General features: G+C 54.1%; 14 protein-coding genes. 3 read left to right on the forward strand and 11 right to left on the reverse strand.

The features are described 5' to 3' along the window. Positions 1 to 14: 14 nt before the first annotated feature. Positions 15 to 2,837, forward strand: coding sequence for an excinuclease ABC subunit UvrA (gene uvrA / locus FDX09_RS14610; protein WP_038636273.1), 2,823 nt, complete (start codon positions 15 to 17; stop codon positions 2,835 to 2,837). A gap of 85 nt (positions 2,838 to 2,922) precedes the next feature. Here the strand turns inward: uvrA and FDX09_RS14615 are convergent, their stop codons facing one another. The 5 genes from FDX09_RS14615 to dnaB all read right to left on the reverse strand — a co-directional run bounded on the left by FDX09_RS14615 (position 2,923) and on the right by dnaB (position 8,333). Further along, positions 2,923 to 3,279 (reverse strand): MmcQ/YjbR family DNA-binding protein, encoded by a 357-nt coding sequence (locus tag FDX09_RS14615; RefSeq protein WP_038636271.1) that lies wholly within the window; start codon positions 3,277 to 3,279, stop codon positions 2,923 to 2,925. 126 nt (positions 3,280 to 3,405) lie between these two features. Next, the gene (gene aphA, locus FDX09_RS14620) at positions 3,406 to 4,119 is read right to left on the reverse strand and encodes an acid phosphatase AphA (protein WP_038636269.1); all 714 of its coding nucleotides are present in this window, start codon (positions 4,117 to 4,119) and stop codon (positions 3,406 to 3,408) included. Between the two features lie 245 nt (positions 4,120 to 4,364). Beyond that, positions 4,365 to 5,558, reverse strand: a complete 1,194-nt coding sequence (tyrB, locus tag FDX09_RS14625) for an aromatic amino acid transaminase (protein WP_038636267.1) — start codon at positions 5,556 to 5,558, stop codon at positions 4,365 to 4,367. 134 nt (positions 5,559 to 5,692) lie between these two features. Next, entirely contained in the window at positions 5,693 to 6,772 is a 1,080-nt protein-coding gene (alr, locus tag FDX09_RS14630; RefSeq protein WP_069325108.1) for an alanine racemase, read from the reverse strand. A 145-nt stretch (positions 6,773 to 6,917) separates the two neighbouring features. Further along, the gene (gene dnaB / locus FDX09_RS14635; RefSeq protein WP_003826610.1) at positions 6,918 to 8,333 is read right to left on the reverse strand and encodes a replicative DNA helicase; all 1,416 of its coding nucleotides are present in this window, start codon (positions 8,331 to 8,333) and stop codon (positions 6,918 to 6,920) included. A 64-nt stretch (positions 8,334 to 8,397) separates the two neighbouring features. Here dnaB and FDX09_RS14640 point away from each other — a divergent pair, with 64 nt between their 5' ends. Then, positions 8,398 to 9,381 (forward strand): quinone oxidoreductase, encoded by a 984-nt coding sequence (locus FDX09_RS14640; RefSeq protein WP_038642960.1) that lies wholly within the window; start codon positions 8,398 to 8,400, stop codon positions 9,379 to 9,381. A 164-nt stretch (positions 9,382 to 9,545) separates the two neighbouring features. Here FDX09_RS14640 and pspG read toward each other — a convergent pair whose 3' ends face one another. The 3 genes from pspG to FDX09_RS14655 form a co-directional block, all read right to left on the reverse strand. Then, positions 9,546 to 9,788, reverse strand: coding sequence for an envelope stress response protein PspG (pspG, locus tag FDX09_RS14645; RefSeq protein WP_016155352.1), 243 nt, complete (start codon positions 9,786 to 9,788; stop codon positions 9,546 to 9,548). Between the two features lie 134 nt (positions 9,789 to 9,922). Next, positions 9,923 to 10,921 carry a tRNA dihydrouridine(20/20a) synthase DusA gene (gene dusA, locus FDX09_RS14650; protein WP_137347423.1) on the reverse strand — a complete coding sequence of 333 codons (999 nt, stop codon included), beginning with the start codon at positions 10,919 to 10,921 and terminating at the stop codon, positions 9,923 to 9,925. Positions 10,922 to 11,027: 106 nt separating this feature from the next. Continuing rightward, positions 11,028 to 11,516, reverse strand: a complete 489-nt coding sequence (locus tag FDX09_RS14655) for a cupin domain-containing protein (protein ID WP_038636260.1) — start codon at positions 11,514 to 11,516, stop codon at positions 11,028 to 11,030. A 114-nt stretch (positions 11,517 to 11,630) separates the two neighbouring features. On the opposite strand from FDX09_RS14655, the gene zur reads away from it, so the two are divergent. Further along, positions 11,631 to 12,149 (forward strand): zinc uptake transcriptional repressor Zur, encoded by a 519-nt coding sequence (zur, locus tag FDX09_RS14660; protein ID WP_038636258.1) that lies wholly within the window; start codon positions 11,631 to 11,633, stop codon positions 12,147 to 12,149. Positions 12,150 to 12,190: 41 nt separating this feature from the next. On the opposite strand, the gene FDX09_RS14665 is transcribed toward zur, so the two are convergent. From FDX09_RS14665 to lexA, 3 genes are all read right to left on the reverse strand, one after another. Next, entirely contained in the window at positions 12,191 to 12,400 is a 210-nt protein-coding gene (locus FDX09_RS14665) for a CsbD family protein (protein ID WP_006688302.1), read from the reverse strand. A gap of 131 nt (positions 12,401 to 12,531) precedes the next feature. Beyond that, positions 12,532 to 13,857: an MATE family efflux transporter DinF gene (dinF, locus tag FDX09_RS14670; RefSeq protein ID WP_085049593.1), complete on the reverse strand. Its 1,326-nt coding sequence runs from the start codon at positions 13,855 to 13,857 to the stop codon at positions 12,532 to 12,534. A gap of 131 nt (positions 13,858 to 13,988) precedes the next feature. Further along, complete coding sequence (gene lexA, locus FDX09_RS14675) at positions 13,989 to 14,597, reverse strand: transcriptional repressor LexA (protein ID WP_003031703.1); 609 nt, start codon at positions 14,595 to 14,597, stop codon at positions 13,989 to 13,991. Positions 14,598 to 14,706: the final 109 nt, after the last annotated feature.

The raw sequence follows: 14,706 nt of genomic DNA on the forward strand, positions 1-14,706 counted from the left end.
TCCGGGAAAGATGAATGGATAAGATCGAAGTTCGGGGCGCCCGCACCCATAATCTCAAAAACATCAACCTCGTCATCCCGCGCGACAAGCTGATTGTCGTCACCGGGCTTTCGGGCTCAGGCAAATCTTCGCTCGCTTTCGACACCTTGTATGCCGAAGGACAGCGTCGTTACGTTGAATCCCTTTCCGCGTACGCGCGTCAGTTTCTGTCACTGATGGAAAAGCCGGATGTCGACCACATTGAGGGGCTGTCTCCCGCCATCTCAATCGAGCAAAAATCGACATCTCATAACCCGCGATCCACGGTAGGTACGATTACCGAAATTCACGACTATCTGCGCCTGCTGTTTGCCCGCGTTGGCGAACCGCGCTGCCCGGATCACGACGTTCCCCTGGCGGCGCAGACCGTGAGTCAGATGGTGGACAACGTCCTGTCGCAGCCGGAAGGCAAGCGTCTGATGCTGCTGGCGCCGATAATTAAAGAGCGTAAAGGCGAGCACACCAAAACGCTGGAAAACCTGGCTGGCCAGGGCTATATCCGTGCCCGTATCGACGGGGAAGTGTGCGACCTGTCCGATCCGCCCAAGCTTGAGCTGCAAAAGAAACACACCATTGAAGTGGTGATTGACCGCTTTAAAGTACGTGACGATCTCACCCAGCGCCTGGCGGAATCGTTTGAAACCGCGCTGGAACTGTCCGGCGGTACGGCAGTGGTTGCCGATATGGACGACCCGAAAGCGGAAGAGCTGCTGTTCTCTGCCAACTTCGCCTGCCCGATCTGCGGCTACAGCATGCGCGAACTGGAACCGCGTCTGTTTTCATTCAACAACCCGGCGGGCGCATGCCCGACCTGTGACGGCCTCGGCGTACAACAGTATTTCGATCCTGACCGGGTGATTCAAAACCCGGAACTGTCGCTGGCCGGTGGCGCTATCCGCGGCTGGGATCGCCGCAACTTCTACTACTTCCAGATGCTTAAGTCACTGGCGGAACACTATAAATTCGACGTCGAAGCCCCATGGGCAAGCCTGAACCCCGCCGTGCATAAAGTGGTGCTGTACGGTTCCGGTAAAGAGAATATCGAATTTAAATACATGAACGATCGCGGCGATACGTCCGTACGTCGCCATCCGTTCGAAGGCGTATTGCACAATATGGAGCGCCGTTATAAAGAGACGGAATCCAGCGCGGTACGCGAGGAATTAGCCAAATTCATCAGCAACCGCCCGTGCGCCAGCTGTGAAGGGACGCGTTTGCGCCGGGAAGCCCGCCACGTATTTGTTGAAAATACGCCGCTGCCCGCAATTTCCGACATGAGCATCGGTCATGCGATGGATTTCTTCAACAACCTGAAGCTTGCCGGTCAGCGAGCGAAGATTGCAGAGAAAATTCTTAAAGAGATTGGCGATCGTCTGAAATTCCTGGTCAACGTCGGCCTCAACTACCTGACGCTGTCACGTTCAGCGGAAACGCTCTCCGGCGGCGAAGCCCAGCGTATTCGTCTGGCAAGCCAGATCGGTGCGGGTCTGGTCGGCGTGATGTACGTCCTGGATGAACCGTCTATTGGTCTGCATCAGCGCGATAACGAACGTCTGTTGGGCACGCTCATCCATCTGCGTAATCTGGGTAATACCGTGATTGTGGTCGAGCACGATGAAGATGCGATTCGCGCCGCTGACCACGTTATCGATATCGGCCCGGGCGCTGGCGTTCACGGCGGCCAGGTGGTTGCCGAAGGGACGCTCGACGACATCATGGCGGTGCCTGAGTCGCTGACCGGCCAGTACATGAGCGGTAAGCGTAAAATTGAAGTACCGAAACAGCGCGTGGCGGCCGATCCGGAAAAAGTGCTGAAGCTTACCGGCGCGCGCGGCAACAACCTGAAAGATGTCACCCTGACGCTGCCGGTTGGCCTGTTCACCTGCATTACCGGGGTTTCTGGTTCCGGTAAATCGACGCTGATCAACGACACGCTGTTCCCGATTGCGCAGACGGCGCTGAACGGCGCCACGCTGGCTGAACCTGCGCCGTACCGCGATGTTCAGGGCCTGGAACATTTCGACAAAGTGATCGACATTGACCAAAGCCCGATTGGTCGTACTCCGCGATCCAACCCGGCAACCTACACCGGTGTGTTTACGCCGGTGCGCGAACTGTTTGCTGGCGTACCAGAGTCCCGCGCGCGCGGTTACACGCCGGGTCGTTTCAGCTTTAACGTTCGCGGCGGACGCTGTGAAGCCTGTCAGGGCGACGGCGTGATCAAAGTTGAAATGCACTTCCTGCCGGATATCTACGTGCCGTGCGACCAGTGTAAAGGCAAGCGCTATAACCGCGAAACGCTGGAGATTAAGTACAAGGGCAAGACCATCCACGAAGTGCTGGATATGACCATTGAAGAAGCACGCGAGTTCTTCGATGCCGTCCCGGCGCTGGCGCGTAAGCTACAAACGCTGATGGACGTGGGCCTGACGTATATCCGTCTCGGCCAGTCGGCCACTACGCTCTCCGGCGGCGAAGCGCAGCGCGTGAAGCTGGCGCGCGAACTGTCAAAACGCGGCACCGGGCAGACGTTGTATATCCTTGATGAACCGACCACCGGTCTGCATTTTGCGGATATTCAGCAGTTACTGGACGTGCTGCATCAGTTGCGCGATCAGGGCAACACCATCGTGGTGATTGAGCACAATCTGGACGTAATCAAAACCGCTGACTGGATTGTCGATCTCGGTCCGGAAGGCGGTAGCGGCGGCGGGGAAATTCTGGTCTCCGGCACGCCAGAAACGGTCGCTGAGTGTGAAGCTTCACACACGGCCCGCTTCCTCAAACCGCTGTTGTAATTGCGCAACACTTATCTGGCCTACAGAATATGCATAATGTCTTGTAGGCCGGATAAGGCGCTTGCGCCGCATCCGGCGAAACAGATCAGGGCTGCGCCAATATCCGACGTTTATCTTCCGGCAGCGTGTTTACCGCCAGCTGATAAGAGGCATCAACCAGATAATAAATCTGCGAATCCGGCAGCGAGCCGTCCAGATACACCGTGCTCCAGTGCGCTTTATTCAGATGCCTGCTTGGTCGTACATCGCTATGCTGCTGACGCAGTAATTCCGCCAGTTCAGGGCTGGTTTTCAGAGAGACCGCCGGGCGTTCTTCTACCTCTTTTACCATGGCAAAGAGTACATCTTCGACTTTGATTTGTGTGGCTTTCCAGTCACTGTGCACGCTCTGCTCCGCGCCCGTTTTTGCCATGCAGTATTGCAGCAACTCCGAATTCGTCATCTTTATTCCCCTTACCAGCACTCGCCTAATGAGAACATCGTTTATTCAGTGTGCAGCAAGTCCGCAAAAGGTAAAAGCCGGTAACGCAAATTTGTTTAAAAAACCACCAAACAGCAGCCTGCGCCTTTAATACTCAGAATTTACGATCACCTCTTCACCAAACGCGCCGGCCTGGGGTAGCGGTTTATAGGTGGAGTTGGAAGCACGTAAAATACGAATACCGCGAATACCCACGTCGCGAGCGGCGGTGATGTCATTGTCAGAATCGCCGTAGAACATGCGCACGTTTTTATCCTGTAACCACTGCGTTTTGGTGTTCTGGCCCGGCTTGTCGCCGGCAAAAATGACCGGATTCATATTAGCGGCCGGGATGTGAAAGTTATCAGCCAGCGTTTTCGATACCGTTTCAGTCTTCGTCGGGCTACGTCCGGTGACGAAGAAAATGCTATCGCCACGACGCACATGCATATCAATTAACTGGCGCGCCACTTCTTTTGGAATACTGAACTCGTCCCAGCCGTTGTTCATTTTCTCCCAGAAAGCCGGATTCTTCAGGTAATCTTCACTGTCCGGAGAGTACGTTTTCTTACCGCGCCAGAAGCCCGGACTGGAAAAAAGGACGGTATCATCGATATCAAACCCGACGGCCATCGGCGGGCGTCCAGTCAGACTGTTTTCAATTTGCGCCACGGAAACCCAGTGAATGGGGGCCTGCTCGGCGAGTTTTGCAACGTTGGTGCCTGGATTGAGCTGCGAGGGAGAAGAAACTAATGCCTGAGCAGGCTGATTTAACGTGAACAATAAACAAACGGCACTCAGTGCCAACGTAAACTTGCGCATATTTTTCCCTAAGTAGTCAGTTAGTTATCATTTTTTTATTAACAACTGGTCAAAAAACTATCTGACCTTACCCCCTGAGGGAAGGGAAAGGAAGGATTTTCTCTGGTTTTGTTACAGAAAAAGAGCACGATCACACAGAAAAGCGTGCCTGATGGCGCTACGCTTATCCGGCCTACAAACGATAAAAACCAATGCTCTTGTAGGCCGGATAAAGCGTTGACGCCGCCATCCGGCAAACCAGATTGTTACATAACGGCAGCAAAGGCCTTCGCCACGCGCTGCACGTTAGCGTGATTCAATCCGGCCACGCACATACGACCACTGGCAATCAGGTACACACCAAACTCATCACGCAGGCGATCGACCTGAGCGGCGCTAAGCCCGGTATAGCTGAACATTCCGCGCTGTTGCAGCAGATAGTCAAAGTTACGACCAGGGATTTCAGCGCTCAGCACGTTAACCAGCTCCTGGCGCATTGCCAGAATGCGGGTACGCATCTCTTCGACTTCCGCCAGCCAGCTGGCTTTCAGCGCGTCATCACCCAGTACCGTAGCGACCACCTGCGCACCAAAGTTCGGCGGGCTGGAGTAGTTACGACGTACGGTCGCTTTTAATTGCCCCAGAACGCGGCTTGCCGCATCGGCGTCTTCACATACCACAGACAGCCCACCGACGCGCTCGCCGTATAAAGAGAAAATTTTAGAAAATGAGTTACTGACCAGAGCGGGTAATCCGGCGCTGGCTATAGAGCGGATCGCGTAAGCATCGTCTTGCATTCCGCCGCCAAAGCCCTGATAGGCAATGTCGAGGAACGGGATCAGATCGCGCGATTTCAGAATCTCAATAACGGCATCCCATTGCGCAGGGGTTAAATCTGCACCGGTCGGGTTATGGCAGCACGGATGCAGCAGCACGATGCTGCGCGCTGGTAAGGTATTCAGCGTGGCCAGCAGGTCATTGAAACGTACCCCGTTGGTTTCATTGTCATACCAGGGGTAAGTACTCACTTCGAATCCAGCCCCTTCAAAAATCGCAATATGGTTTTCCCATGTTGGATCGCTGACCCATACGCCAGAGTCAGGGAAATAGCGTTTCAGGAAGTCTGCGCCAATTTTTAGCGCCCCGGAACCACCCAGCGTCTGAATGGTTGCGACACGCTGTTGCAGGAGAACCGGATGATCCGCGCCAAACAGCAGCGGCGCAATGGTATTACGATACGTGTTCAGACCTTCCATCGGTAGATACAGCGAAGCGCCATGCGGTTGGGCATTAAGTCGGGCTTCCGCCTCCGCCACCGCTTTAAGCTGAGGAATAATGCCGTCTTCGTTGTAGTACAGACCAATGCTGAGGTTCACTTTGTCGCTACGTGAATCTTCTTTGAATCGCTCCATGAGCGATAAAATCGGGTCGCCAGCGTAGGCGTCAACTTTTTGAAACACGAGGTGGTTCTCCAGGTTTACAGGCAGAGGATAAGAACACAATAAACCGGAAGCGGAAGAAGATCGAGAGGATGTTGCAGTTGGCGAGCATATTGCCGGATGGCGGCGTTCCGCCTGTCCGGCATATCATGAACTTAGTCGATATACTTCATCGCCACCCTTGAGGTCAGGCGCGTGATAAGTTCGTAAGCACTTACTTTCGTCATTTCAGCAATGCGTTCCACGGGCAAACCTTCACCCCAAAGAATCACTGAATCACCGGCCTTATCCTGTGCCTCAGGGCCTAAATCGACGCAGATCATATCCATCGCGACGCGACCAACGATCGGCACTTCACGGCCATTGACCAGCACCGGTGTTCCAGACGGCGCCGCACGCGGGTAACCATCACCATAACCCATCGCCACCACGCCTAAACGCGTGTCGCGCTCGCTCTGCCAGGTACCGCCATAGCCGACCGGTTCGCCCGCTTTGTGATCACGCACCGCAATCAGGCTGGAGGTTAGCGACATCACCGGCTGGCAGCCAAAATCGGCACCGATAGAGTGGTTTTCCAGCGGTGAGACGCCGTACAGAATCAGCCCCGGACGCGCCCAGTCGAAGTGAGATTGCGGCCACAGCAGAATACCACCGGATGCGGCAATCGAACGCTGCCCCGGTTTGCCTTCACAGAAGCTATTAAAGATATCGAGCTGCTTTTCAGTCGCGCCACACTCAGGCTCGTCCGCGCGTGCAAAGTGGCTGACGATATTGACCGGCTGGCGCACATTTTCACATTGCGTCAGGCGCTGATAAAACGCCTCGGCCTGCTCAGGACGCACGCCCAGGCGGTGCATGCCCGTGTCGAGCTTCATCCAGACGGTGACCGGTTCAGCCAGTTTTGCGGCCTCCAAGGCCTCGAGCTGCTCCAGGTTGTGTACGGCGGTATGCAGACGCTGCGCGGAAATAGTCGGCAGATCGGTGGCATCGAAAAATCCCTCCAGTAGCAGGATAGGCTGCGTGATGCCCCCCGCGCGCAGCCGCAGGGCTTCTTCAAGACGAGCGACACCAAAAGCGTCCGCATCGGGGAGCGTTCGCGCGGTCTCTAACAGACCATGGCCGTAAGCGTTCGCTTTCACGACCGCAACCAGTTTACTGGCAGGAGCCAGTTCACGCAGACGTTGCAGGTTGTGTCGCAGAGCGCGGCGGTTAATAACTACAGTTGCCGCTTGCATGTGTATTCCTTAATAAAAGAATCTCCTAAATCATTCGTGTTGCAGAAAGGCGACAAGCCTGAGAATCCCCGGAAGCTTAGTAAACTAAGTGACCGGGGTGAACGGGCGAAGTCAACGCATCTGCAGCATGAAGGATGACGGAGATTTATTCGTCGTCGTATTGTGGGCCCGCATAGTTGTCGAATCGCGACCACTGTCCGTTAAAAGTCAGGCGAACCGTTCCGATCGGACCGTTACGCTGCTTACCAATAATAATTTCGGCGATGCCTTTTAAGTCGCTGTTTTCGTGATAAACCTCATCACGATAGATAAACATGATTAAGTCGGCATCCTGCTCGATGGAGCCGGATTCACGGAGATCTGAGTTGACCGGACGCTTGTCGGCGCGTTGTTCCAGAGAGCGGTTAAGCTGCGACAGCGCCACCACCGGCACATGCAGTTCTTTCGCTAACGCTTTCAGCGAGCGGGAAATTTCAGCAATTTCCAACGTACGGTTGTCGGAAAGCGACGGCACGCGCATCAGCTGCAGGTAGTCGATCATGATAAGTCCGATACCGCCGTGTTCACGGGCGATACGACGGGCACGCGAACGCACTTCCGTCGGCGTCAGGCCGGAAGAGTCATCAATATAGATGTTTCGTTTCTCCAGCAAAATACCCATTGTTCCGGAAATTCGCGCCCAGTCTTCGTCATCCAGTTGACCAGTACGAATTTTTGTTTGGTCTACGCGTGAAAGCGAGGCCAGGGAACGCATCATGATCTGCTCTGAGGGCATTTCAAGACTAAAGATAAGAACCGGCTTATCCTGCAACATCGCCGCATTTTCGACGAGGTTCATTGCAAATGTCGTTTTACCCATCGACGGACGCGCGGCGACGATGATGAGGTCTGACGGCTGCAAACCAGCGGTTTTTTTGTTGAGGTCGTCATAACCGGTGTTCACCCCGGTGACGCCGTCGTGCGGCTGCTGGAATAGCTGCTCGATACGCGCGACGGTAGCGTCGAGCACATCGGTAATGTTTTTCGGGCCTTCGTCTTTGTTGGCGCGGCTTTCAGCGATTTTAAAGACGCGAGACTCCGCGAGATCCAGCAGGTCTTCACTGGAACGTCCTTGCGGATCGAATCCGGCTTCCGCAATTTCGTTCGCGACCGAAATCATGTCACGGACAACGGCACGTTCGCGGACGATATCCGCATAAGCGCTAATGTTGGCCGCACTTGGCGTATTTTTCGATAACTCAGCCAGGTACGCAAAACCGCCGACGCTGTCCAGTTGGCCCTGAACCTCCAGCGACTCTGCCAGGGTAATCAGATCGATGGGTTTTCCCATCTCCTGCAGGCGATGCATTTCCGTAAAGATATGCCGGTGCGGGCGGGTATAAAAATCTTCCGCCACCACGCGTTCGGCCACGTCATCCCAGCGTTCGTTATCCAGCATTAAACCGCCCAACACCGACTGTTCCGCTTCAATCGAGTGCGGCGGTACTTTTAGCCCGGCGACCTGGGGATCGCGCTCACGAGCATCAGTCTGTTGTTTGTTGAAGGGTTTATTTCCTGCCATAGTGAATGGAGTTACCGAGATAATGATTGGGTCGAAAGATTACCACATTTCTTTTGGAGGAAGCATGGCAACACGTATTGAATTTCACAAGCATGGTGGGCCTGATGTACTCAAGGCTGTGGAGTTTACGCCGGTTGACCCGGCGGAAAACGAAATCCAGGTCGAGAATAAAGCGATAGGGATCAACTACATCGACACCTACATCCGCAGTGGTCTTTATCCGCCGCCTTCTCTGCCCAGCGGTCTGGGTACCGAAGCCGCAGGCGTGGTCAGCAAAGTTGGCAGCAAAGTGACGCACATCAAAGCTGGCGATCGCGTGGTGTATGCTCAGTCTGCGCTTGGCGCTTACAGCTCAGTGCATAACGTGCCGGCTGATAAAGCCGCTATTCTGCCTAACGCTATCTCGTTTGAACAGGCCGCCGCCTCGTTTCTGAAGGGGCTGACCGTTTTTTACCTGTTGCGCAAAACCTACGAAATCCAGCCTGACGAACCGTTTTTATTCCACGCAGCCGCAGGTGGCGTCGGTCTGATCGCTTGTCAGTGGGCGAAAGCGTTGGGAGCGAAACTGATTGGCACCGTCGGCAATGCGCAAAAAGCGCAAATTGCGCAGCAGGCCGGCGCGTGGCAGGTGATTAACTATCGTGAAGAAAGCATTGTTGAGCGGGTAAAAGAGATCACCGGCGGTAAAAAAGTGCGGGTGGTGTATGACTCGGTGGGGAAAGATACCTGGGAGGCGTCTCTCGATTGTCTGCAGCGCCGCGGACTGATGGTCAGTTTTGGCAACGCGTCCGGACCCGTGACTGGTGTAAATTTAGGGATTCTTAATCAGAAAGGTTCGCTGTACGTGACCCGCCCTTCGCTCCAGGGTTACATCACCAACCACCATGAATTAACCGAAGCCAGCAATGAGCTGTTCTCGCTGATTGCCAGCGGGGTGATCAAAGTGGATGTCGCACCTGGTCAGACATTTGCGCTACACGACGCGCAACGGGCCCATGAAGTGCTGGAAAGTCGCGCCACGCAGGGATCGAGTCTGCTGATCCCGTAAAGAATTAGGGCTTCCCGCAGGAAGCCCTTTCTTTTTTTTAGTTCGGCTGTATGTAGGGTACAGCTCGATGAATTCGTTAACCAGGCAATAGTGACAGATTTGATAATCAATTCCTATTTGGTTCTAAAGGCAATGTTTCAGGTTGTGACGGACCACTCAATACCTTAGTAAAATCGGCGGTTATTGCGCTGATACTGTGGGACTTTTGGCGCTTTTATCGCCTTGATCACCCACACCACGGCAACGGCCAGTAACAGCCAGGGCAACAGTTTAATCATCAAGGCAAATAGCCCGCCCAAAAACATGACGACGGTGGCTACGACCAGCGCGGCCAGCACCCCCAGCAACGAGACGCCGGTGACCATCAGCATGATAAAAAATCCAATCACAAAAAGTAGTTCCAGCATGACTCTCTCCCGAAATAAAATACTCTCCATTCCTTTACAAGAAACATGCCAAAGTTAATCCACTGATTTATAAAACAAAAAACCCTGTGACAACGCACAGGGTGTGGTGAAATTAACTAACTTTTAGTGAGAAACTAACGCTTATCGGCCACCAGCTTCAAAGCATGTTCCAGGACGTTAATATCGGCTCCGGCTTTATGCGCGTTCTCACTCAGGTAACGACGCCACTGACGTGCGCCGGGGATTCCCTGAAACAGTCCCAGCATATGGCGCGTCACATGCCCCAGATAAGTACCCTGACTCAGTTCACGCTCAATATATGGGTACATGGCACGCACCACGGCGACCGGATCGGCATCATGAGTAGCGGCAGCAAAAATTTCGCGGTCGACCGACGCCAGAATTCCGGGATTTTGATAGGCTTCACGCCCCACCATCACGCCATCCATATGTTGCAGATGCTTTTTCGCTTCTTCCAGCGATTTAATACCGCCGTTGATCGACATCGTCAGATGCGGGAAATCACGCTTTAACTGATAAACACGGTCATAATCCAGCGGAGGGATCTCGCGGTTTTCTTTCGGGCTTAATCCGGACAGCCAGGCCTTGCGGGCGTGAATGATGAACATCTCGCATTCGCCGTTGCCAGATACCGTGTTGATGAAATCGCACAGGAATTCGTAGCTGTCTCGATCATCAATGCCGATTCGGGTCTTCACCGTCACCGGAATCGACACCACATCGCGCATCGCCTTGACGCAATCGGCGACCAGTTGCGCATTCCCCATCAGACAGGCGCCAAACATGCCATTCTGTACGCGGTCGGAAGGACAACCCACGTTGAGGTTAATTTCGTCATAGCCCCGCTGTTCAGCGAGCTTCGCACACTGCGCCAGCGCAGCCGGATCGCTCCCGCCCAGTTGCAACGCGACCGGATGTTCTTCTTCGCTATACGCCAGATAATCGCCTTTACCATGAATGATCGCTCCGGTAGTCACCATCTCCGTATACAGCAGCGTCTGGCGGGACAGTAAGCGCAAAAAGTAGCGGCAATGTCTGTCCGTCCAGTCGAGCATCGGCGCGATAGAAAAACGATGAGCGGGAAAAGCGGTAGACTGAGATTCAGGCAGCATGGCGAATATTCAAGCATCCGGTTAAAAAAGGGGCGCTACTATAGCATAGACCGGTGCGATAGTGCGCCCCATCATCGTGGCTCGCACAGCATATTCTCACAGAGCGTTATTTGCGCCCCGGCTTGCCGTCATGTGGGCCAAAAAACTGCGGCGGATGGTCAACCCAGCGATCCTCGCGCGTGGCGGCATAGACCGGGTTAAGCGGGTAATAAATGCGATTATATTTTTTGTTTGCCTCACCCACGACCAGCAAGCGCACCTCTTCACTGGTGTTATTGATAAAGGTATGGCACACCCCGGTTCCTGCCGGAAAACCGACGCTGTCGCCAGGTTCGAGCTTCCATAAATAGCCGTTAATCCAGGCTTCCGGATAACCTTCCAGCACATAGATAAACTCTTCTTCATCGCTTTCGGCATGAGGATAAGATGTGCGACGCCCCGGCGGCAGGCGTTCATGATGAATACCTAGTCTTCCTAACCCCAGTTTACGGGCAAGCGGCGCGCCAATAGCAAAAAGTTCATTGCTGTCGGGGTAGGTGGAGTCATCAGCCCCCTCCACCTCTCGCCAGTGGCGAATACAGTCGGGTCTTTTCATGTGGATTCTCCAGAATACGATGCGTCAGGTATAGCACACGGCGGCGGATCTCGGCGTTTTAAGCAGAACATGATAAAGTAAGGGATTAACCTTTCACACAAATCGAGGCGCCAAATGGACAAAACCACCACGCAGGAGTTATTGGCTCAAGCTGAAAAACTCTGTGCGCAACGCAACGTGCGGCTAACGCCACAGCGCCTCGAAGTGCTGCGCCTGATGAGCCTGCAGGAAGGCGCTATTAGCGCTTATGACCTGCTCGACCTGCTACGGGAAACCGAGCCGCAGGCCAAGCCACCGACTGTTTATCGTGCGCTCGATTTTCTGCTGGAACAAGGTTTTGTACATAAAGTGGAATCGACCAACAGCTACGTGCTGTGTCACCTGTTCGATCAACCGACCCACAGTTCTGCGATGTTTATTTGCGATCGCTGTGGCGTGGTAAAAGAAGAGTGTGCGGAAGGTGTGGAAGACATCATGCATATGCTGGCGGCAAAAATGGGTTTTGCTCTGCGGCATAACGTGATTGAAGCTCACGGGCTGTGCCCGGCATGCGTGGAGGTTGAAGCCTGTCGCCATCCAGGCGAATGTCAGCATGACCACTCAATTCTGGTGAAAAAGAAAGTCGGTCGCTAAGCCAGAGAGCGTACATCCTTGTACTCTCAGGAGGGGACTAATTACCAGCGGTAATCATTGCGGGTTTCCCAGTCAGTGACTTCTTTCTCCGCCTGATCTTTTGCATAACCGTAACGCTCCTGGACTTTACCGACCAGTTGGTCACGTTTGCCTTCAATGACCGTCATATCATCGTCGGTCAGTTTGCCCCATTGCTCTTTCACTTTACCTTTGAACTGTTTCCAGTTGCCGCCGACTTCGTCTTTATTCATCATCAAATCCTCATCGTTAGGTTGTGAATAGCCAGAGTATCTCGTCCAACTCCGCTATCTTTTCTGCTGGACGTGAGAATAAGTGTAGTCACTGATTCGGCATTCGATTCACTATTCAGAATTTTTAACCGTCAGGCTTCAACAAACCACGTCCCGTTGCGCCAGTGACGTCGCCAGATAAAGGCCAGCGAAAGCCCGCGCAGGGCGAGAAACACAGTGAGTGCCAGCCACAAACCGTGGTTACCCAGCAGCGGTAAAGCCAGTAACGTTAATGCGAATCCCGCGGCGGCAACGGCCATGCTGTTGCGCATTTCTGCAGCCCGTGTTGCGCCGATAAACATACCGTCCAGCAAATAACACCAGACGCCAACCAGCGGCAAAATCACCTGCCAGATAAGATAACGATCGGCCAGCAGTTGAATCTGCGGGAGCGAGGTCAGCAACGCTATAATGTGCTCGCCAAACAGGGCATAAACCAGCGAAAACAGAATCGCCACAAGACCGGACTGTCGGCAGGCTGCGCGCCAGACATCCAGTAACTGGCTGCCATCCCGTGCACCATAGGCCTGACCGGAATGCGCTTCAACGGCGTAGGCAAACCCGTCCAGCGCGTAGGCGGTAAAGGTCAGCAGGGTCATCAGAACGGCATTTACCGCAATGATATCGCTCCCCAGGCGCGCGCCCAGCACCGTAATGGCACCGAAACAGAGCTGTAGCAACAGCGAGCGCAGCATGATGTCGCGGTTAAGCGCCAGTAAGCGGCGGAAATTGCCACGCCAGGCCTGTTTCAACATTGCCAGCGAAATTCCGCGCATATGCAGGACTTTGCGTACCATTAACAGACCGATCAGCAAGGTGGCATATTCGGCGGTGACCGTTGCCAGCGCCGCGCCCTGCACGTTCATATGCAGGCCCATCACCAGCCATAAATCGAGCACAATGTTGAGAACATTACCGACAATCAGCAGGATAACCGGCGCCCGCGCATACTGAACGCCAAGCAGCCAGCCGAGCAGTACCAGATTCGCCAGCGAGGCGGGGGCGCTTAACCAACGGATTTCCAGGAAACGTCGGGCCTGCTCCAGTACTGCTTCACTGCCGCCGACAATATGCAGAGCCAGATCGATAATCGGCGTACGAAACAGTGCGATAAGCAGCCCCGCCCCCAGCGCCAGCATTAGCGGCTGCACCAGCGCACGCGCCAGTGCCTGCGGATCTTTCGCGCCAAATGCCTGGGCGGTAAGACCTGTGGTGCTCATGCGTAAAAAAAGCAGCAGCATAAAGAGAAAACTGGTCGCGGTGGCGCCAACGGCAACGCCGCCAAGATAGACCGGACTATCCAGATGACCAATGACCGCGGTATCGACCAATCCCAGCAAGGGAACGGTGATATTGGAGAAGATCATCGGTAAGGCAAGACGCCAGAGTGCTTTGTCGGAGGAGGTAAAGAAAGGCATGAAATGGAGCCTGAAAAGAAGTTAGAGGTACTGGAAGATGTTGCCCTGGCCCGGTAAGCGCAGTGCCACCGGGCGAGTTGCCGGATGGCGACGCAAACGTCTTATCCGGCCTACAGGGACTCAACAGAGTATTACAGCCATTCCCCGTTACGAATGACGCCTACCGCCAGCCCTTCAATAGTGAAGCTTTGCTCGCGCAGGTCGACCACAATGGGTTTGAATTCGCTGTTTTCTGGCAGGAGTTCAACCTTGTTGCCCTGTTTTTTCAGGCGCTTCACCGTCACTTCGTCGTCAATGCGCGCAACAACAACCTGACCGTTACGCACATCCTGTGTTTTATGCACGGCCAGCAAATCACCGTCCATAATCCCGATGTCTTTCATCGACATACCGCTGACGCGCAGCAGAAAATCGGCATTGGGTTTGAACAGTGAAGGATCGACCTGATAATGGCCTTCGATGTGTTGCTGCGCCAGAAGTGGCTCACCTGCCGCAACGCGACCGACAAGCGGTAAACCTTCTTCTTCTTCCTGCAACAGACGAATACCACGCGATGCGCCGGATACAATTTCCAGCACGCCTTTACGCGCCAGCGCTTTCAGATGTTCTTCAGCAGCGTTTGGGGAACGGAACCCCAAACGCTGCGCGATCTCCGCACGCGTCGGTGGCATACCTGTCTGGCTGATGTGATCTCTAATAAGATCAAACACCTCTTGCTGCCTGGCCGTTAACGCTTTCATTCCGCCCCCTGGGTGTATATACAGTTATGCTGTGAGTATATACAGCTAAAGGTGATTTTGGAACCGCAAACTGCACAAAAAACAGGAGAATGATGAAGTTGTGGAATCT

It is taken from the genome of Citrobacter sp. wls717, assembly GCF_005280955.1.
Taxonomy (GTDB): Bacteria; Pseudomonadota; Gammaproteobacteria; order Enterobacterales; family Enterobacteriaceae; genus Citrobacter; species Citrobacter werkmanii.